Origin of the sequence: Nocardia sp. NPDC127526 (genome assembly GCF_042672265.1) — a bacterium.
Taxonomy (GTDB): domain Bacteria; phylum Actinomycetota; class Actinomycetes; order Mycobacteriales; family Mycobacteriaceae; genus Nocardia.
The window spans coordinates 86,258-109,452 of the sequence record NZ_JBHXVO010000024.1 but is presented as its reverse complement, the minus strand read 5'-3'; the positions used below and the strand labels follow the sequence as shown (position 1 = coordinate 109,452).

The 23,195-nt window shown below is 68.1% G+C and carries 23 protein-coding genes; 13 read left to right on the top strand and 10 right to left on the bottom strand.

Translation table 11 applies throughout. From position 1 onward, the window contains the following. Positions 1-84 precede the first annotated feature (84 nt). Entirely contained in the window at positions 85-1,098 is a 1,014-nt protein-coding gene (locus tag ACFVIV_RS29820; protein WP_379201974.1) for a TIGR04222 domain-containing membrane protein, read from the top strand. 89 nt (positions 1,099-1,187) lie between these two features. Here ACFVIV_RS29820 and ACFVIV_RS29815 read toward each other — a convergent pair whose 3' ends face one another. From ACFVIV_RS29815 to ACFVIV_RS29790, 6 genes are all read right to left on the bottom strand, one after another. Further along, the gene (locus ACFVIV_RS29815) at positions 1,188-1,973 is read right to left on the bottom strand and encodes an SDR family NAD(P)-dependent oxidoreductase (RefSeq protein WP_379201972.1); all 786 of its coding nucleotides are present in this window, start codon (positions 1,971-1,973) and stop codon (positions 1,188-1,190) included. A gap of 231 nt (positions 1,974-2,204) precedes the next feature. Continuing rightward, entirely contained in the window at positions 2,205-3,059 is an 855-nt protein-coding gene (locus ACFVIV_RS29810) for a helix-turn-helix transcriptional regulator (protein WP_379201970.1), read from the bottom strand. Positions 3,060-3,187: 128 nt separating this feature from the next. After that, positions 3,188-5,212: an ATP-binding cassette domain-containing protein gene (locus ACFVIV_RS29805; RefSeq protein WP_379201968.1), complete on the bottom strand. Its 2,025-nt coding sequence runs from the start codon at positions 5,210-5,212 to the stop codon at positions 3,188-3,190. Positions 5,213-5,243: 31 nt separating this feature from the next. Next, the gene (locus ACFVIV_RS29800; protein WP_379202008.1) at positions 5,244-6,422 is read right to left on the bottom strand and encodes a type III polyketide synthase; all 1,179 of its coding nucleotides are present in this window, start codon (positions 6,420-6,422) and stop codon (positions 5,244-5,246) included. Between the two features lie 135 nt (positions 6,423-6,557). Beyond that, positions 6,558-8,042: a fatty acid desaturase gene (locus ACFVIV_RS29795; protein WP_379201966.1), complete on the bottom strand. Its 1,485-nt coding sequence runs from the start codon at positions 8,040-8,042 to the stop codon at positions 6,558-6,560. A gap of 341 nt (positions 8,043-8,383) precedes the next feature. Next, positions 8,384-9,130, bottom strand: coding sequence for an LppX_LprAFG lipoprotein (locus ACFVIV_RS29790; RefSeq protein ID WP_379201964.1), 747 nt, complete (start codon positions 9,128-9,130; stop codon positions 8,384-8,386). Positions 9,131-9,737: 607 nt separating this feature from the next. On the opposite strand from ACFVIV_RS29790, the gene ACFVIV_RS29785 reads away from it, so the two are divergent. Further along, positions 9,738-10,574: a class I SAM-dependent methyltransferase gene (locus ACFVIV_RS29785; protein WP_379201962.1), complete on the top strand. Its 837-nt coding sequence runs from the start codon at positions 9,738-9,740 to the stop codon at positions 10,572-10,574. A gap of 5 nt (positions 10,575-10,579) precedes the next feature. Next, a complete protein-coding gene (locus tag ACFVIV_RS29780; RefSeq protein WP_379201960.1) occupies positions 10,580-11,197 on the top strand; it encodes a TetR/AcrR family transcriptional regulator in 618 nt (205 codons plus the stop codon). A gap of 79 nt (positions 11,198-11,276) precedes the next feature. On the opposite strand, the gene ACFVIV_RS29775 is transcribed toward ACFVIV_RS29780, so the two are convergent. Both ACFVIV_RS29775 and ACFVIV_RS29770 read right to left on the bottom strand, forming a co-directional pair. Then, positions 11,277-11,984 (bottom strand): alpha/beta fold hydrolase, encoded by a 708-nt coding sequence (locus tag ACFVIV_RS29775; RefSeq protein WP_379201959.1) that lies wholly within the window; start codon positions 11,982-11,984, stop codon positions 11,277-11,279. An 83-nt stretch (positions 11,985-12,067) separates the two neighbouring features. Beyond that, the gene (locus tag ACFVIV_RS29770) at positions 12,068-12,436 is read right to left on the bottom strand and encodes a DUF1844 domain-containing protein (protein ID WP_379201957.1); all 369 of its coding nucleotides are present in this window, start codon (positions 12,434-12,436) and stop codon (positions 12,068-12,070) included. 321 nt (positions 12,437-12,757) lie between these two features. On the opposite strand from ACFVIV_RS29770, the gene infC reads away from it, so the two are divergent. The 5 genes from infC (at position 12,758) to ACFVIV_RS29745 (ending at position 16,659) form a co-directional block, all read left to right on the top strand. Beyond that, a complete protein-coding gene (infC, locus tag ACFVIV_RS29765) occupies positions 12,758-13,438 on the top strand; it encodes a translation initiation factor IF-3 (protein WP_379202006.1) in 681 nt (226 codons plus the stop codon). Positions 13,439-13,502: 64 nt separating this feature from the next. Further along, positions 13,503-13,697, top strand: a complete 195-nt coding sequence (rpmI, locus tag ACFVIV_RS29760) for a 50S ribosomal protein L35 (protein ID WP_033090982.1) — start codon at positions 13,503-13,505, stop codon at positions 13,695-13,697. A 101-nt stretch (positions 13,698-13,798) separates the two neighbouring features. Beyond that, entirely contained in the window at positions 13,799-14,179 is a 381-nt protein-coding gene (gene rplT, locus ACFVIV_RS29755) for a 50S ribosomal protein L20 (protein ID WP_379201955.1), read from the top strand. A gap of 35 nt (positions 14,180-14,214) precedes the next feature. After that, on the top strand, positions 14,215-15,012 hold the full coding sequence (locus ACFVIV_RS29750; protein WP_379202004.1) for a TrmH family RNA methyltransferase: 798 nt from the start codon (positions 14,215-14,217) through the stop codon (positions 15,010-15,012). 75 nt (positions 15,013-15,087) lie between these two features. Next, entirely contained in the window at positions 15,088-16,659 is a 1,572-nt protein-coding gene (locus tag ACFVIV_RS29745; protein WP_379201953.1) for an APC family permease, read from the top strand. A gap of 15 nt (positions 16,660-16,674) precedes the next feature. Here ACFVIV_RS29745 and ACFVIV_RS29740 read toward each other — a convergent pair whose 3' ends face one another. Further along, positions 16,675-17,244, bottom strand: a complete 570-nt coding sequence (locus tag ACFVIV_RS29740; RefSeq protein WP_379201951.1) for a TetR/AcrR family transcriptional regulator — start codon at positions 17,242-17,244, stop codon at positions 16,675-16,677. A 101-nt stretch (positions 17,245-17,345) separates the two neighbouring features. Between ACFVIV_RS29740 and ACFVIV_RS29735 the strand changes: the two genes are divergently transcribed. Together ACFVIV_RS29735 and ACFVIV_RS29730 are read left to right on the top strand one after the other, a co-directional pair. After that, the gene (locus tag ACFVIV_RS29735; RefSeq protein ID WP_379201949.1) at positions 17,346-18,776 is read left to right on the top strand and encodes an MFS transporter; all 1,431 of its coding nucleotides are present in this window, start codon (positions 17,346-17,348) and stop codon (positions 18,774-18,776) included. A 33-nt stretch (positions 18,777-18,809) separates the two neighbouring features. Then, positions 18,810-19,328 carry a hypothetical protein gene (locus tag ACFVIV_RS29730; RefSeq protein ID WP_379201947.1) on the top strand — a complete coding sequence of 173 codons (519 nt, stop codon included), beginning with the start codon at positions 18,810-18,812 and terminating at the stop codon, positions 19,326-19,328. A 66-nt stretch (positions 19,329-19,394) separates the two neighbouring features. Here ACFVIV_RS29730 and ACFVIV_RS29725 read toward each other — a convergent pair whose 3' ends face one another. Next, positions 19,395-21,083, bottom strand: coding sequence for a putative PEP-binding protein (locus tag ACFVIV_RS29725; protein WP_379201945.1), 1,689 nt, complete (start codon positions 21,081-21,083; stop codon positions 19,395-19,397). Between the two features lie 146 nt (positions 21,084-21,229). On the opposite strand from ACFVIV_RS29725, the gene ACFVIV_RS29720 reads away from it, so the two are divergent. Genes ACFVIV_RS29720 through ACFVIV_RS29710 form a run of 3 tightly spaced genes read left to right on the top strand, consistent with a single transcriptional unit; the run spans position 21,230 to position 23,191 of the window. Continuing rightward, on the top strand, positions 21,230-21,997 hold the full coding sequence (locus tag ACFVIV_RS29720; RefSeq protein ID WP_379201944.1) for a DeoR/GlpR family DNA-binding transcription regulator: 768 nt from the start codon (positions 21,230-21,232) through the stop codon (positions 21,995-21,997). After that, entirely contained in the window at positions 21,994-22,944 is a 951-nt protein-coding gene (locus ACFVIV_RS29715; RefSeq protein WP_379201942.1) for a 1-phosphofructokinase family hexose kinase, read from the top strand. The genes ACFVIV_RS29720 and ACFVIV_RS29715 overlap by 4 nt, the downstream gene beginning before the upstream one ends. A 10-nt stretch (positions 22,945-22,954) precedes the next feature. Beyond that, the gene (locus tag ACFVIV_RS29710; protein WP_379201940.1) at positions 22,955-23,191 is read left to right on the top strand and encodes a hypothetical protein; all 237 of its coding nucleotides are present in this window, start codon (positions 22,955-22,957) and stop codon (positions 23,189-23,191) included. The last annotated feature ends 4 nt before the right edge of the window (positions 23,192-23,195 follow it).

The window sequence follows — 23,195 nt, the reverse complement described above, 5'->3', positions numbered from 1 at the left end:
ACCCACCGAAACTGGTGGCTCGCCGCGCCGAGAGCCGCCGCCGCATACTGAGATCACCATCGGTGAGCTCTGGGGGTGTTTGCGGTGGGAAATCTCTTGCTGTTGTTGATCTTTGGACTGCTGCTCCTCGCGGTCGTGATTCGGATACCGCCGCTGACCGCGCGTTCGGATCGGGAATTGTCCACGAGTGAAATCGGATTCCTGCGGGCCGGCGCGCGAGGTGCGCTGGTCACGGCGGTGACCGCGCTGGATGTCGATGGCGTGGTAGCGCCGAACAGGCCGAAGTCGAAGGTCAAGCGGACGGGAGCCGAGCCGCTATCGGATGCCGATGAGCTCGAACAAGCCGTCTTCGCCGACCTGACCACGCCCGCCCGGCTGCGGGCGCTGGTTCGAAAACGGCGCACGCGTGCGGAATTGACGACGCTGCGGGATCGGCTGCGCGACGAGGGACTGATTCCGGGGGAGTGGCGGCGGCGCGTGGTCAAGGCGATCGCGGTGGTGCTGCTTCCGGTCGCGGTGCTGGTCCGGCTGGTGACCGATCCGCTGAACGTCTGGATAGTCGTGCTGCTGGCGGCGGCGCTCGTGGCCGGGCTGTATCTGCTGGTGAAACCCAAACGGACGGTTGCTGGTTGGCGGGTGCTCAACGCCTTGCGACAGGAGACGGAGCGGCTGCTCGAGGAGTGGCGGGGCGAGCCGGACTATTGGTGGGAGAAGGAGCCTCAGCAGAGCGTGGCGGCACATGCCGTGCGGGAGGCCGGGGCGGGCGCGGAAGTTCCGCTGCCGGAGGGCGATGAGTCCGAAGCGAAGGAATCCGAGGACGGCCCGCCCGAAGGCTTCTTCAATACGCCGCGGTCGCGTTTCAAGCGGTTGGTGGCAATGGCGATGACGGGCAGCATCACCGTGAGTACCGGAAATACGCCCTACGGCTCAATGGATTACGACGAGAAATGGGGTGACGAGGGCGGACCCGGCTGGGGCGGATGGCATGTGGGCGATGGCTGGGACGGTGGCTGGGATATCGGTGACGGGGGCGGCGGTGATGGCGGCGGAGGCGGCGGCTGTGGCGGTGGGGGTGGCGGCTGCGGAGGCGGCGGATAGCGCATTCCGCGGGCGCGGCGGTCCCGGAGCCCCGCACCGCCGCGGTGCGGGGCCTCGTCCGATTCGCTACAGCATGGGAGCCCGATTCGCTACAGCATGGGAGCCGGGATGGCGGAGACCAGGCCGCCGTCGATGATGAGGTCTTGGCCGTTGATGTAGGAGGCCTCCTCGGAGGCCAGGAACGCAACGGCATTGGCCACGTCCTCGGAAGTACCGAAACGAGCGGCGGCCACATTGGCGAGAACCTCGGGCTGGGCCTTGAGGGAGACATTGTCGTGGAACATCGGCGTGGCGATGTAGCCGGGGCTGACCGAGTTCACCCGGATCCGACGCGACGAGAGGTCGGCGGCGAGGGTGTGCGCGAGGTTGTGCACGGCGGCCTTGGTGGCGGAGTAGATGGTGGCGCCGGTGAGTCCGCGGTGCAGGGTCCAGGAGGCGTTGATGACGATGGCGGAGCCGTCGGCCAGCAGCGGAAGGGCCTGCTGGATGGTGAAGTACACGCCCTTGAAGTTGATGCCGATCACGCGGTCGAACTCGTCCTCGGTGACCTCGGCGACCGGCTGGAAGGAGCCCACGCCCGCATTGGCGAACACCACGTCCAAGCGGCCGTAGCGTGTGCAAATGGCCTCGGTCAGGGCATCGCGGTCGGCGCGGTCGCCCACGTCGCCGGGCACCGCGAGAATGCGGTCCGCCGCGTCGGGGGCGGTGGTCGCGAGATCCTGGACGGCGGCGTCGAGACGGGTCTTGTCGCGGCCGGTGATGACCACGTGCGCGCCCTCGGCCAGCAGGCGGCGGGCGGTGGCCAGGCCCATGCCGCTGGTGCCGCCGGTGATGAGGGCGATCTTGCCGGTGAAGCGGGAGTTGCTCTGTGTCATGACATTCAGCCTGCCGAGATCGGCTCCGAGCAAACAGTGCGCAGTCAACATGGGTCCGCCACCACCAGGCTGCGCCCCTGCGCCTGTGCGGCCGTGCGCCCCTGCGCCCCGTCATTCCGGCGTGCCCTTGGCCGGAATCTAGTGGATCCCGGCCAAAAGCACGCCGGGATGACGAATGGACACGCCGGGATGACGAATGGACACGCCGGGATGACGAATGGATTGAGTGCCTCAGGCCGATGCGAGGGCGCTGCTGCGGGTCAGCCAGTCGAGGCGTTCTGCGGTGCCGGTGCCCGGTCGCGGGTTGTAGAACTCCAGATGCCAGTCAGGCTGGTCGATCAGGGCGAGGGTGGTCTTGTCGAAGATCAGGTCCCCGGCCTCGGGATGGCGGACCGCCTTCATGCCCTGTGTCGGTGCGGCGACATCGTGGCGGGCCCACAGTTCGGCGAATTCCGTACTGGCGCTGCTGAGTTCGCCGATCACCCGCTGGAATCCCGGATCGGCGGGGGAGTAGGCGACATCGGCGCGATAGGCCGCGACCACGACGGGGGCGATCTCCGCCCACTCGGTGTGCATATCGCGGTAGCGGGCATTGGTGAAGAAGGTGGTCAGGCAGTTGTGGTCGCTGTCGTCGTAGCCGAAGACCAGCCGGGTGGCGTCATTGAAGGCGAGCAGATTCCAATAGCGGTCGCGCAGGATCGCCGGCCGCGGATTCCACCCGTCGATCAGCCGCCGCAGTTCCGGACTGACCGGCGCGGTGCGAACCTGGTGGCTGCGTGGGGGATTCAGCCCGGCGAGCACGAACAGATGCGCGCGCTCGGTCTCGTTCAGCTGCAGCGCCCGCCCGATGGCCTCCAGCACGTCGGCGGAGACATTGATATCGCGCCCCTGCTCGAGCCACGTGTACCAGGACACCCCGACCCCGGCCAGCTGGGCGACCTCCTCGCGCCGCAATCCCGGCGTCCGGCGCTGGCCCGAACTCACCAACCCCACGTCAGCAGGGGAAATCCGCGCGCGCCTGGCACGCAGAAAGTCTCGCAGTTCTTCTCGTCGAAGCCGCTTCGCCGCAGAGGTCTCGCTGCCCATTCTTACGACTGTAATCAGCGGGCCCGCATGTGCTCCGCGCCACTGCGGGATGCGGCGTGCGTGAGAACCCCTTCACGCCGCCAACGAGAATGGCCCCCACCGCCGGGTGGGGGCCATTCCCTGTTCTGCTATTCGGCGACCGGCTGCGCCAGCAGCTTGGCCTCCGCCACGCGCCCGAAATCGAGCTTGACGATCTGATCGGCGAGATCGAAGTACCGGTCGTCGTGGGTGATCACGATGACGGTCTTCCCGCGCTGCTTGAGCTTGGTCAGGATCTCCCGGTAGAACACATCACGGAACTTGGGCTCCTGATCCGCCGCCCACTCGTCGAACAGGTAGATTGCCCGGTCCTCGAGCAGAGCGGTCAACAGCGCCAACCGCTTTCGCTGACCCTGCGACAGATTGATGGTGGACAGCCGCCCGTCCTTGACCGTCACCTTGTGCGCGATCTGCAGCTCTTCGAGGTAATGCCGCACCTCGTCGTCGATGCCGGGGCGATCGAAGCCGAGGTAGTCCTCGAAGAGATAGAAATCGGTGAAGATGGCCGAGGAGTTCTGCCGGAACCACTCGATGTTCTCGTGGTCGATCTGCTCGCCGTTCAGCGTCAGATGCCCGGTCTCGGGCACGTACAGGCCCGTGATCAGCTTGGCGAGCGTGGATTTGCCACTGCCGTTGCCGCCGACGATGAACGTCACCTGCCCGGGTTCGAAGGTCAGGTCGAGCGGGCCGAGATTGAAGCCCGCCACGTCCTCGGCCGGCGGATGACTGATCGGCACCGGAATGCTCTTGCCGGCGAACGGATTCACGAACCGGTGACCGTTGACATCCGGCCGCGCGCCGGGATGCGCACCCGGCCCGCCCGGCCGCGGCGGACCACCCGGTGCGCCCGGCCCGGGACCGGGATGCCCGCCGGACCCGGGAGCGCCGGGGCCGGGTCCGGGATGACCGCCGTGCCGCGCGCCCGGTGCACCGGGTCCGGGACCCGGATGCCCGCCGTGCCCCGCACCGGGAGCCCCCGGTCCCGGACCGGGATGCCCGCCCTGACCGGGGCCGGGACGTCCACCCTGACCGGGGCGGCGTGCGCCCATCCCCGGCTGCGGTTCGGATCCCGGCGGCGGCGGAACCTGCGAAGGCGCCTCGCCCACATAGGTGTAGCTGACATTCGACAGCTCCAGCCGCGCCTCGCTCACGATCGGCCGCTCGGTGTAGGGCAGCTGATCCTCATTGTGCAGGGTCGCCATGGACAGGCTCATGGAGCGGATCTTGGCCAGCGCCACGTCACCGCGCAGCAGGTCCGGGATCCGGTGCATGAAGTTCTGCATGGGCATGGCCAGGAAGGTCGTCACCAGGATGTACCCGAACATGGTGTCGCGATCCAGCTTGAACGCCTTGGCCAGCACGAACAGGATGAGACCCATGGTGGCCAGCTGCAGCAGCTGCCCGAACCCTTGCGCCACCGAGAATTTCGAGCCGGCGTCGACATTCTGGTCGCGCAGCTCCCCGGCGGTGCCGAGCAGGTGCTTGTCCATGAAGTCCTTGCGCCGCCCGCGGTGCAGCTTGAGTTCCTTGATGCCCAGCGTCACCGAGGTGAACGACCGCAGCAGGGCGTCGTCGTTCTCACGCGCCTGCTGGTAGATCTTGCGCACCTTCTTCAGAATCGCTTCGACGGAAGCGATTCCGAGCAGGGTGCCCGCCACGGTGACCGCGAAGACCTTGCCGTCCACCATGAACAGGTACACGAAGCAGCCCACAATGGTGGCGACGTCGATGCAGATGCTCGGGATGGCGGTCACGGCCTGCGACAGCGACCGCACATCCTCGGTGAGCGTCGCCATCAGGCGATGCATGCCCAGCCGTTCCAGATGCTCCAGCGGAGCGGACACGATGCCATTGCTGAGCTGGGCGCGCAGCTGGAAGATCGCATCCTGGGCGAGCCGGATGAGCAGCACCTGTGACAGCACTCCACTGACCAGGATGACCGCCACCGTCGCGGCGAAGCTCTGGACGGTGACCGCTGGATGCGGTTCCGGTGACACCACTCCCCGAATAAGTGTCACCAGGTAGGTGTTGGCCACACCGCAGACCAGGCCCGCCGCGATGACGGCCGCGATCCGCATCCAGGAGATGGAGATGAGAAATCGGATGAGTTGCATGATTGCTGCTCTCTGAGACGGCGGTTCGTCGTTACCGGCGAACGATGTCGAAGATCATGCCTTCGAGGGTGACGCCCGGCGCGAACGAGAACGCCACACCGGTCGAGATGGGCTTGCTGGTCTGGGCCCGCTGAATCATCTGCTCCAGCACGAAGATCAGCGAGACGCTGAGCATATTTCCGTGCTGGGCAAGGATATCCCAGCTCGGACCCGCGGTGTCCGGAGTGATTCCGAGCGAGGCCGCGGAGGATTCGATGATCTTCGGGCCGCCCGGGTGGATCGCCCACAGGTCGATATCGGACTTCTGTAGTCCATTGCGGTCCAGCACATCCGAGACCACCGGATCGACGCCGTCGAAGATGTACTGCGGCAGGTGCTCCGACAGCTCGCAGGTGATGCCATTGTCGTTGACGCCGAGCACGATGCCGTCCTCCGCGCCGTCGAACAGGTAGCTGAAGGTGTCGCGCAGCACCACCTTGCCGGCCTCCAGGGGCTGCTGCACCTGGGAGGCGCCGATGACGAGCGCGCCGCACCCGTCGCCGAACAGGCTGTGGGTGATGATGCCGATGATGTCGTCGCCGAATGCGGCGTTCACCGAGCTGACCTCGATGCACACCACCATGGCCTTCTTGTCCGGGTTGGCGCGGACGTAGTCCACCGCGGTGCGCACGCCGTTCATGGCGGCCGCGCAGCCCATGAAGTTCACGACCACCCGGCCGACCGACTTCGGCAGGCCGAGCTGCTTGACGATGGCGACGTCCACGCCGGGGGCGATGAAGCCGGTGCTGGTGACGAACACCAGCAGCCCGATCTCGGACGCCGCGGCATCGGCGTCGGCCAGCGCCCGCGCGGCCACGTCGACCGCGAGCGGGGCCGCGTAGTCGTAGTACATGTTCATCCGTTCCCGGATGGTGGCGGGCTTGCTGCTGAACGCCTCGAACTCCGGCTGCAGCGGATCGACCGCCAGGTGGCGGGTGCTGATCCGGGTCTTCTGGAAGACCCGCCGAATGCGTTCCTGCTGCGCCGGATCCGCGAACCGCCGGGCCACCCGCTCGGCGGCGTCGGCCTGTTCGAAGAGCTGCTCCGGCGAGCCGGTGGCAATGCCCTCGATGACGCCGACCGTGGTCGGCGGGGTCGGCGGCAGGCCCTGCTCGCCGAAGCCGTATTCGAGCTCGGTGCCCGCCGGGAACCGGGTCGCCGCGGTGGCCAACCGGGTCGCGGTCTCGGGCACGGCGCCCCCCTCGTCGATAGTGATAGACACGAAATTCTCCCCTTCTTTCGATAAAGCTATGACCGGCCGCGCAATACGCGGCGGCGCGGTCATTCGACCGTCAGCGAAACAGAATCAGACTGTTCCGATTCCGGTGAATCCTTGAACCGTGTAGACCGCGGAGGTTTTCAGCGCGCCGGGGGACAAATGCTCCCGGACGAATCCCCAATTGCGTTCCTTCGCTTCATCGGAACGGGACAGGAGATAAACGCGAACCTGCTTCGGGAAACGGTCGGTGAAGAAACTCTTCGCCGGCAGCCATTCGACGCCGAATTTCGCGGCCTCCTCGCGGACCACGTCCTCGGTCGCGATATTGGCGAAACCACTGCGCTGGTACGGCAGTACGTGATGCACCCGGTGCGAGCTCAGGCCGGCCGACAGGAAGCAGTCGACGTAGCGGTTGCCGATCACCTTCAGGTCGTAGGCCTGTTCGAGCTGGTTGATGGCCCAGTCCTCGGTATCGGATTCGACCTCCTCGGTGTCCATCTCGAAGTCGTGGCTGGCCACCACCAGGAAGGTGCTGACCCACAGGGTGAGCACGAACTGCAGCACCCAGGCCCAGATATCGCCCATGATCAGGAAGGCGAGGAACTCGCCCACCAGCAGAAAGCGCACCGCGAACGAGCCGATGAAGTGCGGCAGCGCACCGCCCCAGGTGCCGTACATGTCCTTGATGCCCACCTTGCGGGTGAGGCGGCAGACATCGAGCAGGCGCATGATCATGCCGGTCAGCGTGTGGCCGAGCTTGTGCAGCGTGTGGATGGGAATGCGGTACAGCACCGGCACGCGCGTCATCATGGTGAAGACGTTCTTCTTGATGTCGACTTCACTCTGCGTGTGCGGGTGGTGCAGCAGCGCGTGCCCGTCCGCGGTCACGAACGACAGGGCGACGTAATTCAGGTCGAACGCGTTCACCCAGATCTTGTTCCAGCCCTTCTGGGCGCGGTGGATGGCGTAGTGACCGAAGCCCGCCAGGGAGCTGCGCAGCACCACCATGGCGATGACGAACACCGGCAGCGGCATCCACGCCGGCACCGCCAGCCGCAGGCCCTGCACCGCGAAGTAGGCGATGGCCATCAGCACGACGGTGATGTTGAACAGCTTGTCCATCTTCTGGATTCGCGCCGCCAGCGCCGGCTCCTTGAGCCGCTTCTTGACCGCGTGCAGCAGATCGTTCTTATCGTCGAAGCGGTACTTCGGGGTGTCGCGCCAGGAGTCGAAACCCTCCTTGAACAGGAAGTCCGGCGCGTTCGCCTTGGGATGGATATCCTCGGGCAGGGCTTCCCGATCGAGCGCGTAGCGCTCGATCAGCTTCGAGATCCCCTCCGGGTTCTTGTGGTACGAGCCGATAATGGAGGTGATATCCCGGTTTTTCGTACGGCCGATGAAGAACTCGCCGCCCGGATGCTTTGAGATCCAGTCGCTCAGGTCGTAGGCTTTGCCGTTGTAGACCCATACATTTGAAACCGGAGGCGGACCAGGAGGGCCGTCGGGGCGCCGGAATTCGCTCTCCCCCGTGTCCTGCCCGCGCTCGTCCACGTCCTGGCGGTCGGTCGTCATTTCTTTCCTCCGTGTCCGATCGGCCGGTGCCTGCCTGTTCTGCGCCGATCAGGCCTCATCACACACTGCCCTCGAGCGTTCTGTATGAACTATCGTTGCGGGCCCTTGCATTTCACTGAACAATCTCTTAAACCAATAGCTTCGTTAGCGCGGCGTCCCCCGAGACCCTAGAAGAGGGGGCCGACAAGTTCATCAGGGTTTCGGCCGAGATCGAAGCGCTGGCGCCCCGAACCAGGCCCTGCAATACGAAAGCCGGCCCGGGCCAGCGGATTACAGCCGTTGCCGGCGTTCCGCTTTCCCGGACCGGTTCCGAACTCAGACTTCAGGGACGAGGGTGTCCCTTACCCCCCGACCTTGGGGACGGTGAATTCCTTGGCCCAGTTGGACAGCACCACCGAGATGGTGCCGGAGTCCTTGGTGACCACGGCCTTCACCAGGTTCGGGCCGGTGCCGGGCGAGGCGGCCTCGGACGGCAGCGTGGTGCCGCTGCCGGTCGGCGGCGCGACGTCCTTGATCCACACCGTGATCGGCAGCGAGCCGACGCCGTCGCCGGCCTTGGGCACGACCGGGTCGATGACCGAGCCGTTGATGGTGCCGGTGATCTTCACGGTGTCGACGCCGTCGATCTTCTCCCGGGCCTCGGCCTTGGGGTTCTGGATCTGGGCGATCACATTGGCCAGGCCCTTGTCCTTGTCCAGGATGACGCCCGGATCGTAGATCTGCTCGGCCGGGCCGACCTTGCTGTACTTGGTGCCGTCGCCGGCGTACAGGGTCTTGTCGTAGACCAGGAACTTGGTGTCGGTGAACTCGGCCTCCGGCTTCAGCCGCACCTTCGCGTCACCGATCGCCTGCCCCGCCCCCTGCGGCTGGTTGGTGACATCGGCGGAGATGGTCTCCACCGGGAGGTTCGGCACATTCGATACCGACAGGTTGAAGTGGACCCACTGCAGGGTCTGGGTGGTGCGAGCGCATTCCGCCACGATCTGCGCGCCGTCCGGCAGTTCGGCCGGCGGCGGGGTGGCGGCGGTGGTGCCCGTGTCGTCGCTGGACGACGAGCAGCCCGCCACCAGTGCCGCGGCTACCGACACCGCGGCGAAGATCGGAGCGAACCGGCGCAGCCGGCTGCGGGTTCGCCCTCGCGAAACAGAGTCAATCATGTACAACCCCCGTGGAGTTCGTTTCAACGCCGTTGTAAGGACAGCAGCCGCTGTCCCCGGAGTAGTATGCAGCACCGCACCAGCGTTTCGCTGGTTCAGGTGGGAATGCGGCATCCACTCAGCACCACATCGTTCTGTGTGCGGCGTTCGATAACGCAGGGCCGCAAGTTATTACGAGGATTCATCAGTCGGGGCGCTTGACCAGCGGCGTTGCGGGACACGCTGGCCGGGCGTTTGTACGGCGCGCCGCCCTGCGAGGCAATCTCAATGTGTAGCTATTGATTTGCTGAAACGTGATCTCGGCATGATGTTTAAATGACGGCAACTGCGAGCCGGCGCAATAGAATCCGCGCCGGACCGGCCGGTCTTCTTGGCTGCTCGCCACGCGAAAATCTTTCGCAAATCTCTGGCAATTGATCGGAAAGCCCTAGTGGCAAATTGCTGAATCCGCTTTCCGCACTGCGCTCTTGACCGCGGCCACTCCGCGGGCCGATGATGAACACACGTTCATGAACGTGTGTTCACAATAGGAGGCGTCATGACCGAGATCGTCAACACCGCGCAGTCCGAAGCGTGGAACGGTTACGAGGGCGAACATTGGGCCGCCCACTTCGACCGCTACGACGCGGTGAACGGCGGCTGCAACCAGCCCCTCCTGGATGCCGCCGCCATCGGCCCGGCCGATCGCGTGCTCGACATCGGTTGCGGCAACGGCCAATTGACGCGCCTGGCGGCCCGGCGCGCAGCGAGCGGCGCGGCGACGGGCGTCGACCTGTCCGGTCCGATGCTGGCGCGCGCCCGGGAACGCGCCTCGATCGAAGGCCTCGCCAATGTGTCCTTCGAACAAGGCGACGCCCAGGTCCATCCCTTCCGCGCAGCCTCTTTCGATGCCGCCCTGAGCCGCGCGGGCATCATGTTCTTCGCCGACCCGGTCGCCGCCTTCACGAATGTCGCCCGCGCCCTGCGCCCCGGCGGCCGCCTCGCCTTCGTCACCATGCCACCCCTGGACGGCACCGACATCGGCACGGTATTCACGGCCGCCGCAACCCATCTCGACGATTTCGAGGTCACCCATGCGCACGGTCCCTTCGCCGATCCCAACCGCATGCGCGAACTACTGGCCGCTGCCGGCTTCATCGACATCGCATTCCGCTACCTGGAGCCCGACGGCATCTGGGGCCGCGATATCGCCGACGCCACCGAATTCATCATCGGCTGGGGCCCGGTGCACTACCACCGCATGCGCATGAACTTCGGCACCGACGACGCCATCCGCGCCGCGCTCGCCACCGCCCTCGAACCCTTCGTCACCCCCGCGGGCATCCGCCTGCGCACCGCCGCCTGGCTCGTCACCGCCACAACCCCGCTACCGTAACGCCCATGTCCCCGAGAAAGGCCGCGGCCCTACGCGACAGCGAGAGCGATCAGGGTTTGCGCGACCACCTGCTCGCCACCGCCCAGCGCCTCATTGCCGAGCAGGGCGCGGCCGGCCTCACCGTCCGCGCCATAGCCCGCGCCGCCCAGGTCGCCGACGGCGTCCTCTACAACCACTTCACCGACAAGGACGAACTCCTCACCGCCGCCGTCACCGCCCACATTGCCGAGGCCCACGCGAAACTCGGCGAACTCCCGGCCCCGGGCACCGGCACCCTGGCGGAGAACCTGCGCGCCTACCTCCGCGCCGGCCTGACCCTGCACCGCACCGTGCTCCCGGTCTTCGCGGGCCTGCTGGCCAGCCCGTCGATCCTCGCTCGCCTCGCCGAAGCCGAAGAACCCCACCAGGATTGGCGCTCCCTCCTCACCGACTACCTGTCTGCCGAAAAAGAGCTGGGCCGCCTAGCCTCACACGCCGACCCGCACACCGCCGCAGCCCTGCTGGCAGGCATCTGCCACGACGAAGTCCTGACCACCCTGCTCTCCCACGCCACGCCCGCCCGAGCCGATCCGGACGCGGTGATCGCCGCCCTTCTCACCGGCATCGCACCCGAACCGGAATAACCACCCGCAACGGTCGACGCCACGGCGGAACGTCCCCTGTCCGAGGGCGCGATCGCGATGCTCGGCCGGAGCCGCTGGGTCAGCGGTTGGCGACTTCGTGCAGGATCTCGGCCAGCTCAACGGGTTTCGACCACATGGGCCAGTGGCCGGTGGGCAGGTCGACGTAGTCCAGGAGTTCGGTGTCGAAGCGGGCGACCTCGGCGAAGATCGGCACCTGCCCCGCCTGCGCGCCCTGCCGCACCACTTCGCTGGGCCAGCTCGTGCACACCAGTGTCGTCGGAACCGACAGGCGCGCATCGGAATCGGAGAGTTTCAGGGGCGCGCCCGCGACACCGGCGGGGACCGGCACCGCGCGCTCGCGGAAGCGGGCCAGCGCCGCTTCGTCCAGGCCCTCGAGGCTGTTGCCGTCGGCTTCCACCTGCGACCAGTCGGCGAGCGGGAACTCCGGGGCGTCGCCGAGGGCGGGAATCGCGACGAAGCCGTCCGGGAGCGGGGCGGTGTCCACGTAGATCACGCGCGAGAAGCGTTCCGGTGCAAGGTCGGTTGCCAGGTAGGCGGGCAGGGCGGCGCCGGAGTGCGCGACCAGCACCACCGGCTCGGGGGCGGCGGCGACAATGGCGTGGGCCTGATCCACCAGCGTGGTGTCGAGCCGGCCCGGGTCGCCGGCGTCGAGTCCGGGCAGCGTGAGCGCCACGACTTCGTCCCCGCGGCGTCGCAATTCGCCGGCGACCTCGTCCCACGCCCACGCGCCGAGCCAGAATCCGGGAGCCAGAACCATTTTTGCCATGTGCCCACCCTGCCAGAGCGGGCGGGCGCGAGCCCAGCCTTACGCAGCGGGCCGATCCGAATGCGGTGCGCGCCGGTCCGGCGTCAGTAGACGGGGCCGGTGTACTTCTCGCCGGGGCCGGCGCCGGGGGCGTCGGGGTGGGCCGAGGATTCCCGGAAGGCGCGCTGCAGCGACTGCAGGCCGTCGCGGATGGGGCCGGCGTGCGGGCCGAGGTATTCCACGGAGGCGGTGACGAGGCCGGCGAGGGCGGTGATGACGCGGCGGGCCTCGTCCAGGTCGAGGTGGGGGCTGGCGGACGGGTCGTCCTCGCCGAGGCCGAGCTTTTCGGCGGCGGAGCTCATCAGCATGACGGCGGCGCGGCTGATAACCTCCACGGCGGGGATCTCGGCCAGTTCGCGGACCACTTCGCCTTCGATGAGGGCCGAATCCTCGTTCACACTTGCCTCACTCATGGGGTAGAGCATGGCACCGGCCGGGCCGGGCCGGGTCGCGGGGGAGGCCGATTTCGGGATCCGCCCAGGTGGCTGTTAGACTGACCTGCGACGACCGCCCCAGTCCGGTTCTTGTAGCCGGACCGGGGCTTTAAGTGGAGCCCGACTCCCACCGTCAGCCGCAAGGTTGAACGGTCCGGTCGCCCATCTTTTTCCGAGATGGGTTCCTCGATGGGTTCGCCCAGTTCGGGGTGCGATGCGAGTTGCTTGCGTCGTGGATCGGTCGACTCGGGCCCCGTGTTGGTGAAATACCAATGCGGGGCTTTCGTGTTGGAATTGGGGTTGCAGTTATTGCTTGCGGTCGTTGACGAACCGCTTGACCTAGGAGGCCCCATCAGCACTGAGACCCGCATCAACGATCGCATCCGCGTACCGGAGGTCCGCCTCATCGGACCCGGTGGCGAACAGGTTGGGATCGTGCGTGTTGAAGATGCACTACGCGTCGCCCAGGAGGCAGACCTCGACCTGGTCGAGGTCGCACCGGACGCGCGCCCGCCGGTATGCAAGATCATGGATTACGGCAAGTTCAAGTACGAGACCGCGCAGAAGGCGCGCGAGTCCCGGAAGAACCAGGTCCAGACCGTGATCAAGGAGCAGAAGCTCCGCCCGAAGATCGACGACCACGACTACGCCACCAAGCGGGGACACGTCATGCGTTTCCTCGAGGCCGGGTCGAAGGTCAAGGTCACGATCATGTTCCGTGGTCGTGAGCAGTCGCGTCCGGAACTGGGTTACCGACTCTTGCAGCGGCTGGCCTCCGACGTCGCCGATCTCGGTTTCGTCGAAACCTCGGCCAAGCAGGACGGCCGGAACATGACCATGGTCCTCGCGCCCCACAAGGGTGCGAAGACGCGGGTGAAGGCCCAGCAGTCGGCTTCGCAGGCGCGCGAGAGCGCTCCGGCGGCCGACAGCGCCCCGGCCGCCGATGCGGCGACCGAGGCCCCGGCCGAACCGCAGCAGTAATAACGAACAGCATTGGCGGAGGCGGGCCCACCCCTGCCTCCGGCACGAGAGAAATGGTGAATCCATGCCGAAGATGAAGAGCCACAGCGGCGCCTCGAAGCGATTCAAGGTGTCCGGTTCGGGCAAGCTGCTCCGTCAGCAGGCGAACCGTCGCCACCTGCTCGAGCACAAGCCGACCACCCGCACTCGTCGTCTGGACGGCGTGGAGGTCGTGGCGAAGGCGGACGTCGCTCGCGTCAAGAAGCTGCTCGCCAAGTAAGTCGGCCGAGCACGCCAATTCGCGATCCGTTCCCGCGGACGCATAAACCGACCAACACCCGGGCGCAACCGCAGCGCCCCCGATCGATCAAGGACTGACAAGTGGCACGCGTCAAAAGGGCTGTCAACGCTCAGAAGAAGCGCCGTTCCGTTCTCGAGGCCTCCAAGGGCTACCGCGGTCAGCGGTCGCGCCTGTACCGCAAGGCCAAGGAACAGCAGCTGCACTCGCTCACCTACGCCTACCGGGACCGCCGCCAGCGCAAGGGTGACTTCCGCAAGCTGTGGATTGCTCGTATCAACGCCGCCGCGCGTCTGAACGACATCACCTACAACCGCTTCATCCAGGGCCTGAAGGCCGCGGGTGTCGAGGTGGACCGCAAGATCCTCGCCGAGCTGGCCGTCTCCGACGCCGAGGCGTTCGCCGGTCTGGTGGCCGTGGCCAAGGCCGCGCTGCCCGAGGATGTCAACGCCCCGGCCGCCTGAGCCGGGACTGCGTGACAAAGCATTCCGAACGACCCGTGGATGCGCTCTCCGAGCGCAATCCGCGGGTCGTTTCCGCTGTCAAACTCCATCGCGCCCAGCAGCGCCGCAAGACCGGATTCTTCCTCGCCGAGGGAGCCAATTCGGTGGAGTCGGCGCTGGACACCGAGCGCGTGGAGGAACTCTTCTACTCCGCCAGGGCCGCCGCGCGTGAGCACGAGCTCGTCGCCGGCGCGGCCGCCGCGGGCGTGCGCACCACGCTGGTGAGCGACCGCGCCGCGGAAATGCTGGGGGAGACCGTGACTCCGCCCGGGCTGGTCGCGGTGTGCCGTCAGGTCGACGTGCCGTTGACCGAGGTGCTCGACGCCGCGCCCCGGCTGCTGGCCGTGCCGGTGGAGATCGCCGATCCCGGCAATGCCGGCACCCTGATCCGCGTCGCCGACGCGGTCGGAGCGAACGGCGTTGTGCTGTCCGGCGATTCGGTCGACCCGCACAACGGCAAGTGCGTACGCGCCTGCGCCGGAAGCCTTTTCCACGTCCCCGTCGCCCGCGAACGCGACACCGACGCCACCCTGACGGCCCTGGAGAACGCGGGCATCACCATCCTCGCGACCACCGCCAAGGGCGAAGTCGACCTGGACGAGGCCGACGAGCTCCTCGCCGGTCCGGTCGCCTGGCTCTTCGGCAACGAAGCGCACGGCCTGGACCGCGCCGTCGCCGAGCGCGCCACCCACCGGGTGCGCATCCCCATCCACGGTCGCGCCGAAAGCTTGAATCTCGCTGCCGCGGCGGCCATCTGCCTCTACGCGAGCGCCCGCGTCCAGCACACCCGATAATCCCTGTTCCGGCCGGTTGTATCGGCGCTGGCGTGCTGATTCGGTGTGCTGGGCGTTTGCCCTTAGCATTACCCGGTGACATCGCCCAGCACCCTGAAGTCCGGTGCGCTGTCCCTGGCATCCAGTGTGGTGATCGGGGTGGCGTCGGCTGGACCCGCCTACAGCATTACCGCCACGCTCGGACTGGTGGTGGCCGCCGTGGGGTTGCAGTCGCCGATCATCGTGCTGCTGGCCTTCGTGCCCATGCTGCTGGTGGCCATCGGATACCGGGATCTCAATGAGGTGGAACCGGATCCGGGGACCACGTTCGTGTGGGCCACGCGGGCGTTCGGGCCGTTCACCGGGTGGATGGCCGGGTGGGCGATCGTGGTTTCCGATCTGCTGGTGATGGCGAGCCTGGCGCAGATCAGCTCGCAGTACACCTTCCATCTGTTCGGGGCGCACGGCATCGGCGGGGACGCCACCAATGTGTGGGTGCTGTTGCTGGGCATTGTCTATCTGGTCGTGATGACCTTGGTCGCGGTATTCGGCATCGATGTGTCGGCGCGGCTGCAGCAGTGGCTGCTGACCATCGAATTCGGGATGCTCGTGGTGTTCGCGGTGGTCGCGCTGGCGCGGGTGGTGATCGGGAACGCGCCGGAGGGGGCGAGCCTGCCGGACTGGTCGTGGTTCAACCCGTTCGAGATCGGGTCCTTCTCGGACTTCGTGACGGCCATGCTGCTGATGGTGTTCATCTACTGGGGCTGGGATTCGGCCGTGGCGGTGAACCAGGAGACGGTGGATCCGCGGCACACTCCGGGGCGGGCCGCGGTGCTGTCGACCATCACGCTGGTGGCGCTGTATCTGCTGGTGACCGTGGCGAGCCAGTCCTTCGCGGGAACCGGGACCGAGGGCCTGGGCCTGGCGAATCCCGATCATGTCGACGATGTGCTGGGCGCGCTGGGCAGTGCGGTGTTCGGCGACGGTGCGGTCGGCACGGTGCTGGTGCACCTGCTGTTCCTGATGGTGCTCACCTCGGCGGCGGCGTCCACGCAGACGACCATCCTGCCGACCGCCCGCGCCACCTATTCGATGGCGCTGCATCACGCCTTGCCGAAGGCGTTCGGCAAGATCCACCCGCGCTTCCGCACGCCGTCGTTCTCGACCATCGTGTTCGGCGCGGCCTCGGTGGTGCTGTACGTGGCGCTGAACTTCGCCTCGGGCGGACGGCTCATCGCGCAGGCCGTGACCGCGATCGGCATCTCGATCGGCGTGTACTACGGCCTCACCGGACTCAGCTGCGCGTGGCTGTATCGCGACCGATTCGCCTCCAACCCAAGGGCTCTCGTCATGAAGGGCATCCTGCCGGCGGCGGGCGGGTTCATGCTGCTGTTCGCGGCGGGCTGGACCGCGGTCACCTCCTGGTGGGTGGAGGAGGACGGCTCCTTCTGGCAGCTGCCGTTCCCGCCGCACTGGCACATCGGCGCGACCTTCCTGCTCGGCGTGGGCACGCTGCTGCTGGGCGTGCCCATCTACCTGGTGCTCGCGAAGGTCATGCCGCCGTTCTTCCAGGGCGAGGTGCTGGCGCGCAAGCTGCCCGAGCCGACCGAGGACATCATCGAGGCCGATGCCGATCCGGACAATATCGAGGTGCTGGACGGCCGCTAGTCCGGCCGCGCCCGGTCAGATGCCATTGGTCTCCAGGTCCTGCATGAGCTCCTGCGCCCAGTCGGCGGGCACGGCGTGCGGACCGGTGACGCGCATGGCGCCCATGACGGTCAGCAGCATGCCCGTGGCCATGAACTGGCGGGCCTGCGCGATCGAGGCGCCGGTGAGCTCCCGGACCAGGCGGTACATGCGGCCGTAGCGGTCGCGGATCTGATCGCCGATGGCCGGGTCCGCGCTCGCGGAGAAGCTGTGCAGCAGGATCAGGGGCAGCTCGGGCTCGCTCAGGAAGACCTCGTAGCCCTCGCCCATGGCCATGAGCTTGCCCGCGGCATCGGCGCCCGGATCGGCCGCCTCGGCGCTGGTCCGGAAGACCTCCTCGATGCGATCGCAGGCGCGTTCGGAAACGGCCAGGAACAGCTGCTGCTTGGTGCCGAACAGCCGGATGACATACGGCTGCGAGACCCCGGCACGGCGCGCGATCTCATCGGTTTTCGTTGCGGCGTAACCGGATTCGGCGAACGCGGAAATGGCGGCGGATAGCACCTGCTCGCCGCGTTCGCTGGCGGTCATCCGCGTTCTGGTCATGGTCGGGGGCCTCCTCGCCGTCGGAATCAGGGTACGCATTGACATGTTATCAGTCGATGCATACTCTCTTGTAATCAGTCGATTACAACAAAGGACTGCGCATGACCCGGACCCTCGCAACCACCCCCGCCGCCGGAGTCGCGGCCCGATCGAAACCGCTCGGCGCGGTGCTGGCCGCGGTCAGCATCCCGATGTTCATGGCGACCCTGGACAATCTCGTCGTCACCAACGCATTGCCGGTGATCCGCACCGAACTCGGAGCCTCGCTCGCGGATCTGCAATGGTTCGTGAACGCCTACACCCTGTCGTTCGCCTCGCTGCTGCTCACCGCCTCCGCCATCGGCGACCGGCTGGGGCGGCGACGGGTCTTCCTGTTCGGTATCGCGCTGTTCACCGCCGCCTCGGCGGCCTGCGCCATGGTCACCGAACCGTGGATGCTCATTGCGGGCCGCGCCGCACAGGGCTTCGGGGCGGCGGCGATCATGCCGCTCTCGCTGACCCTGTTGACCGGCGCGGTCCCGGAGCGGATGCGCAGCGCCGCCATCGGCATCTGGGGCGGCATCTCCGGACTCGGCGTGGCGCTCGGGCCCGTGGTGGGCGGCGCGGTCGTGGACGGGCTGAGCTGGCAGTGGATCTTCTGGCTCAATGTGCCCATCGGCCTGATCGCCCTGCCGTTCGCGGCGCGGGTGCTCGGCGAATCCTTCGGCGGCGCACGCCGATTGGATGTGATCGGGCTGCTGCTCTCGGCCGGGGGCGTGCTCGCCGTGGTGTGGGGCGTCATTCACGGTGCGGACGACGGCTGGACCTCGGCCGGGGTGTTGACCGGACTGTTCGGCGGCGCGGCGCTGCTCGCGGGATTCATTGCCTGGGAACGCCGTACGACAGCTCCCATGCTGCCGCTGCGCCTGTTCTCCGACCGTGCGTTCACGGCCATCAACGCCATCATGTTCACCTTCTCGGTGGGCGTATTCGGCTCGATCTTCCTGCTGGCGCAGTACTTCCAGGTGGTGCAGGGTTATTCGCCGCTGGAGGCGGGGGTGCGCACGCTGCCGTGGACCATGGCGCCGATGGTGGTGGCCCCGCTGGCGGGGTTGATCGTGGACAAGGTGGGGCCGCGAGTACTGGTCGGGTCCGGGCAGATCTTCCTCACGGTGGCGCTGGCCTGGATGGCGTCGATCACCACCGCCGAAACCGATTACGGCTCTTACGTCCTGCCGTTCGTGCTGGGCGGCGTCGGGATGGGCCTGACCTTCGCGCCCGCCTCCACGGTCGTCATGGCGAGCGCTTCGGCGTCCGATCAGGGGATGGCCTCGGGCGCCAACAACACCATCCGGGAGGTCGGCGTGGCCATGGGCGTGGCAATCCTGGCCTCGGTCTTCGCTTCCCGCGGGTCGTATCTGACGCCGGGCAGCTACGTCGACGGCCTGGTGCCCGCGGTGTGGGCCGGCGCGGCCATTGTCGCAGTCGGAGTGGTCGTTTCCCTGTTCCTGCCCAAGCGGGTCGAAGCGTCCGCCGGGCAACTCGTTCCGTAATCCCTTTCACAGCACGTCGATTCGGAGAAGATCATGTTCGGCACCCTCATGCTGATGCTCGTTCCCACGCTCGCCTTCCGCGCCCTCGGGGCACTCGGCGTCGAGCGCTTCGCCACCTGGCGGGTGTCCTTCGCGCACGGACTGGCCGTGCTGCTGCTGTTCACCGGCGCAGCGCATTTCGTCCCCGACACCGTGGACGCGATGCCCAGCCACGACGACCTGACCACCATGGTTCCGGACTTCGTGCCGTTCCCCGGCGGCATGGTCTACCTGACCGGGGTGCTCGAACTGGCCGGAGCGGCAGGCTTGGTGTTCACCCCGGCCCGCAAGTACGCGGGGATCGGCCTGGCCATCCTGTTCGTGCTGATGACGCCCGCCAATATCTATGCGGCGGTGCGGGACATCCCGCTCAATGGCGATCCGGCCACGCCGCTGTGGTTCCGCCTGCCCGAGCAGGTCGTCTATATCGGCGTCGCGCTGTGGGCGGCGCTGGGCGCCGCCGGGGTGCGGGACGCCATAGCCCGCACTCGGCCCGAGCAGGCGAGCGTCTGACGGCGAGAGCGCGAACAGCACCGCGCCCTTTCCGATTCGGTTCGGGAAGGGCGCGGTGGCGTCGGTTCACAGTCCGAGTGCGGTGCGGGCCGCTGCCCGGGCGGCAGCCGGATCCGCTGTTCCCAGAACGGCTTCGGCGGCACGCCGGCAGTCCTCGAAGGTGACCGCCGCCAGGGTCGCGCCGACGGCGGCGACCGCCGGCGCCGCTGCCGAGAGCGAGGTGACGCCCAATCCCGTGAGGACACAGGCCAAGAGCGGATCGGCGGCTGCTTCACCGCAGACGCCGACGGGCTTGCCGAGGGCCTGCCCGGCGGCCGCGGTACAGGCCACCAGGGTCAGCACGGCGGGCTGCCACGGGTCGGTGAGCGCGGCCAGCTGCGGGGACATGCGGTCGGCGGCCATCGTGTACTGGGCGAGATCATTGGTGCCGACCGACGCGAAGTCGACATGCTCGAGAATGGCCTCGGCCAGCAGGGCGGCGGCGGGGACCTCGATCATGACGCCGGGTACGAGACCACGGGCTCGTACCCGCGCCGCGAAGGACTTCGCCTCCGCCGCAGTGGAAATCATCGGAGCCATCACCCACGTGGGCGCGGCGCGACCGGCGGCGGCATCGGCGATGGCGTCGAGCTGGCGGTCCAGCAGACCGCTGTCGCGGGCGGTGAGGCGGATGCCGCGCACCCCCAGCGCCGGATTGGCCTCGTCCGGATGGTCGGCGAAGCGCAGCGGTTTGTCCGAGCCCGCGTCCAGGGTGCGCAGGACCACCTTCGCGTCCGGGTAGGCCGCGAGCACTTCGGCGTAGATCGCGGCTTGTTCGGCGCGTGCGGGCTCGGATCCACGGTCCAGGAAACACAATTCGGTGCGGAACAGGCCCACGCCTTCGGCCGGTGTCCGCTGCGCGACACGGGCGCCCGCGCCGTCCTGGACGTTCACCAGGACCTCGACCCGCCGACCGTCGGCGGTCGCGCCGGGACCGGTCCAGGCGGCGGCGCGCTCTGTCGCGGAGCGGTATTCGACGACGGCGGCCCTGGTGGTTTCGGGGTCGGGGGAGACGGTGACGCGTCCCGCCGTGCCGTCGAGCAGGAGCTCGGCTCCCGCGGGCACGGCATCCAGGCCGGTGACCGCCACCACGCACGGTATCCCGAGCTGGCGCGCGATGATCGCGGTGTGGCTGGTCGGACCGCCGAGCGAGGTCGCCAGCCCCACAATGAGATTCGGGTCCAGACCGGCGGTATCGGCGGGCGCGAGATCCTCGGCCAGCAGAATCGACGGCCGGTCCGGGACCGGGATGCCGGGCTCGGGCCGGCCCGTCAGCTCCGCCACCACGCGATCGCACACATCCCGCAGATCGGTGACGCGCTCGGCCATCAAACCGCCCAATCCGAGGAACAATTCGGCGAAGTGCTCGGTGGCCGCGACCGCCGCGGTGGGCGCGGGCGTGCCCGTGGCAATGCGCTGCTCGGCCGCCGCGAGCCAGCCCCGGTCGGCGGCCATGGCGGCATTGGCCGCCAGCACCTCGGCCGCCGCGCCGCTGGATGCCGCCGCCCGGGCGCGCAGTCGATCGGCAACCGTAGTGGCGGCCCGGCGGAAGGCCTCGGCGGCGGATGCCCGTTCGGACTCGGCCAGGGGAGTTGTAACCGTCTCCATGAGCACCCGCGGGGCGGGCCGGACCGTCGGTGCGGCGACCACGCCCGGGACAGCCGGAGTGCCGTACAGTACGGTTGAAGTGGGATTTTCCTGGAACGATCGGGTCATGCGGTGATCCTCCACGCATTCTCGAAAAGCAAGTGCGACCGGCCTGCGGTCTCGAATCGATGTGACCCAGGCTACCCGCGAGCCTTGACAAAGCAATATGTTCGGGCATAAAACAACAGAATCAAACATCGAGTTGGAGGATCGGTATGTACGCCGAGGAGCGGCAGCAGGCCATCGCCACCCTGGTCGGGCAACTCGGTCGCGTAGCCGTCACCGACCTGGCCGAGCGGTACGGCGTCACCACCGAGACCGTGCGCCGGGACCTGGCGGTGCTGGATCGCATGGGTCTGGTGCGCCGCGTGCACGGCGGCGCGGTGCCGGCCGCGGCGCTGACGGCCATCGAGGTCGGCACCGCCGAGCGCGAGCACAGCAAGTCGGGGGAGAAGGACCGAATCGCCAAGGCGGCCTTGGACTTCCTGCCGCCCTCCGGTGGCAGCGTGCTGTTCGACGCGGGCACCACCACCGGGCGAGTGGCGGCGTTGCTGCCCTCCGACCGCGAGCTCGTCGCCGTGACGAATTCCCTGCCGATCGCGACCCGGCTGTCCGGACATGCCGGGGTGCAGCTGCACCTGCTGGGCGGCCGGGTGCGCGGCGTGACACAGGCCGCCGTCGGCCCGCAGCCCCTGCGCCTGCTCGGCGAGCTGCGGGTGGACGTGGCGTTCATCGGCACCAATGCGCTGACCTCCGGGCACGGGCTGTCCACGCCGGACACCGACGAGGCCGCCGTGAAGCGGGCCATGGTCGGCACCGCGCACCGGGTGGTCGTGGTCACCGACTCCAGCAAGATCGGCCGCGAGGATTTCGTGCGCTTCGCCGCCATCGACGAGATCGACGTCCTGGTGACCGACACCGGATTACCGCAATCCCTGCGAAACGAACTGGAGGAGTGCGGAATCGAGGTGGTGACCGCATGATCGTCACCCTCACCGCGAACCCCAGCATCGACCGCACCGTCACCCTGTCCGAGCCGCTGCGCTCCGGGGCGGTGCTGCGCGCCCGCACGGTCACCACGCAGCCGGGTGGCAAGGGCATCAATGTTTCTCGCGTGGCCGCGGCCGCGGGCGTCCCCACCGTCGCGGTGCTCCCCGGCCGCGCCGACGACCCTTTGCTGCGGGCCCTGCGCGAAACCGGCCTCGACCATCGCGCGGTCCCCTGCGAAGGCTCCGCCCGCACCAACCTCACCCTCGCCGAATCCGACGGCACCACAACGAAAATCAACGAGCCCGGGGCCGCGCTGACCGAGGAGAACCTCCGGCGGCTGTCCGACCTGCTGGTCGAACTCTCCGCCGGCGCCGCCTGGGTGGTGCTCTCCGGTTCGCTCCCGCCGCTGGTCCCCACCGACTGGTATGTCGACCTGCTCCGCCGCCTGCCCGGCGCCCGCGTAGCCGTCGACACCTCCGACGCCCCGCTGCGCGCCCTGGCCGCGGGCTTCGATTCCGCTGTGCCCCAACTGCTCAAGCCCAATGCCGAAGAACTGGCCCAGCTCACCGGCGCGGACCCCGATGACCTGCACGACCCCCTGACCGCCGCCCGCGCCGCCCGCACCCTTGTCGACCGCGGCGTCGGCGCGGTCCTCGCCACCCTCGGCGCGGCAGGCGCGGTCCTGATCACCCCCGATGGCGCCTGGCACGCCACCGCCCCCGAAGTCACCCCGCGCAGCACCGTCGGCGCGGGCGATTCCGCCCTGGCGGGCTACCTCCTCGCCGACCTCACCGGCGCGCCCCCCGCCGACCGCCTCCGCCACGCCGTCGCTTACGGCAGCGCTGCGGTTGCCCTCCCCGGCACCGGCCTGCCCGGCCCCCACCACATCACCCCCGACGCCGTGACCATCACGGCCCTCGATCCCCTGCCCCATCGCTGAAGGACATCCGATGGCCGACCCCAACGTCATCACCGCGCTGCTCACCGTGGATGCCGAACTCGCCGCGTCGAAACGGAAGGTGGCCGGCACTCTCGCCGGCGACCTGTTCAGGCCCCCGGCGGGCGCGGCGGCCTCGGCCGATGGGTTGCGCGCGCTCACATTCCCCGCCACCGCGCCATCCGGCGCGCATCGCGCGGTGCCCGGCACCCTGGCCGTCATGGCCCCCGACTCCCTGCCCCATCGCTGAAGGA

Excerpts from the sequence above, each read along its gene's own strand:
- ACFVIV_RS29730 (WP_379201947.1), top strand. The coding sequence starts at position 18,810 with ATGTTCGGCACCCTCATGCTGATGCTCGTTCCCACGCTCGCCTTCCGC.
- rpmI (WP_033090982.1), top strand. The coding sequence starts at position 13,503 with ATGCCGAAGATGAAGAGCCACAGCGGCGCCTCGAAGCGATTCAAGGTG.
- ACFVIV_RS29780 (WP_379201960.1), top strand. The coding sequence starts at position 10,580 with ATGTCCCCGAGAAAGGCCGCGGCCCTACGCGACAGCGAGAGCGATCAG.
- ACFVIV_RS29785 (WP_379201962.1), top strand. The coding sequence starts at position 9,738 with ATGACCGAGATCGTCAACACCGCGCAGTCCGAAGCGTGGAACGGTTAC.
- ACFVIV_RS29775 (WP_379201959.1), bottom strand. The coding sequence starts at position 11,984 with ATGGCAAAAATGGTTCTGGCTCCCGGATTCTGGCTCGGCGCGTGGGCG.
- ACFVIV_RS29770 (WP_379201957.1), bottom strand. The coding sequence starts at position 12,436 with ATGAGTGAGGCAAGTGTGAACGAGGATTCGGCCCTCATCGAAGGCGAA.
- ACFVIV_RS29815 (WP_379201972.1), bottom strand. The coding sequence starts at position 1,973 with ATGACACAGAGCAACTCCCGCTTCACCGGCAAGATCGCCCTCATCACC.
- ACFVIV_RS29720 (WP_379201944.1), top strand. The coding sequence starts at position 21,230 with ATGTACGCCGAGGAGCGGCAGCAGGCCATCGCCACCCTGGTCGGGCAA.
- ACFVIV_RS29715 (WP_379201942.1), top strand. The coding sequence starts at position 21,994 with ATGATCGTCACCCTCACCGCGAACCCCAGCATCGACCGCACCGTCACC.
- ACFVIV_RS29740 (WP_379201951.1), bottom strand. The coding sequence starts at position 17,244 with ATGACCAGAACGCGGATGACCGCCAGCGAACGCGGCGAGCAGGTGCTA.
- ACFVIV_RS29810 (WP_379201970.1), bottom strand. The coding sequence starts at position 3,059 with ATGGGCAGCGAGACCTCTGCGGCGAAGCGGCTTCGACGAGAAGAACTG.
- ACFVIV_RS29795 (WP_379201966.1), bottom strand. The coding sequence starts at position 8,042 with ATGACGACCGACCGCCAGGACGTGGACGAGCGCGGGCAGGACACGGGG.
- ACFVIV_RS29735 (WP_379201949.1), top strand. The coding sequence starts at position 17,346 with ATGACCCGGACCCTCGCAACCACCCCCGCCGCCGGAGTCGCGGCCCGA.
- ACFVIV_RS29725 (WP_379201945.1), bottom strand. The coding sequence starts at position 21,083 with ATGACCCGATCGTTCCAGGAAAATCCCACTTCAACCGTACTGTACGGC.
- ACFVIV_RS29805 (WP_379201968.1), bottom strand. The coding sequence starts at position 5,212 with ATGCAACTCATCCGATTTCTCATCTCCATCTCCTGGATGCGGATCGCG.
- ACFVIV_RS29710 (WP_379201940.1), top strand. The coding sequence starts at position 22,955 with ATGGCCGACCCCAACGTCATCACCGCGCTGCTCACCGTGGATGCCGAA.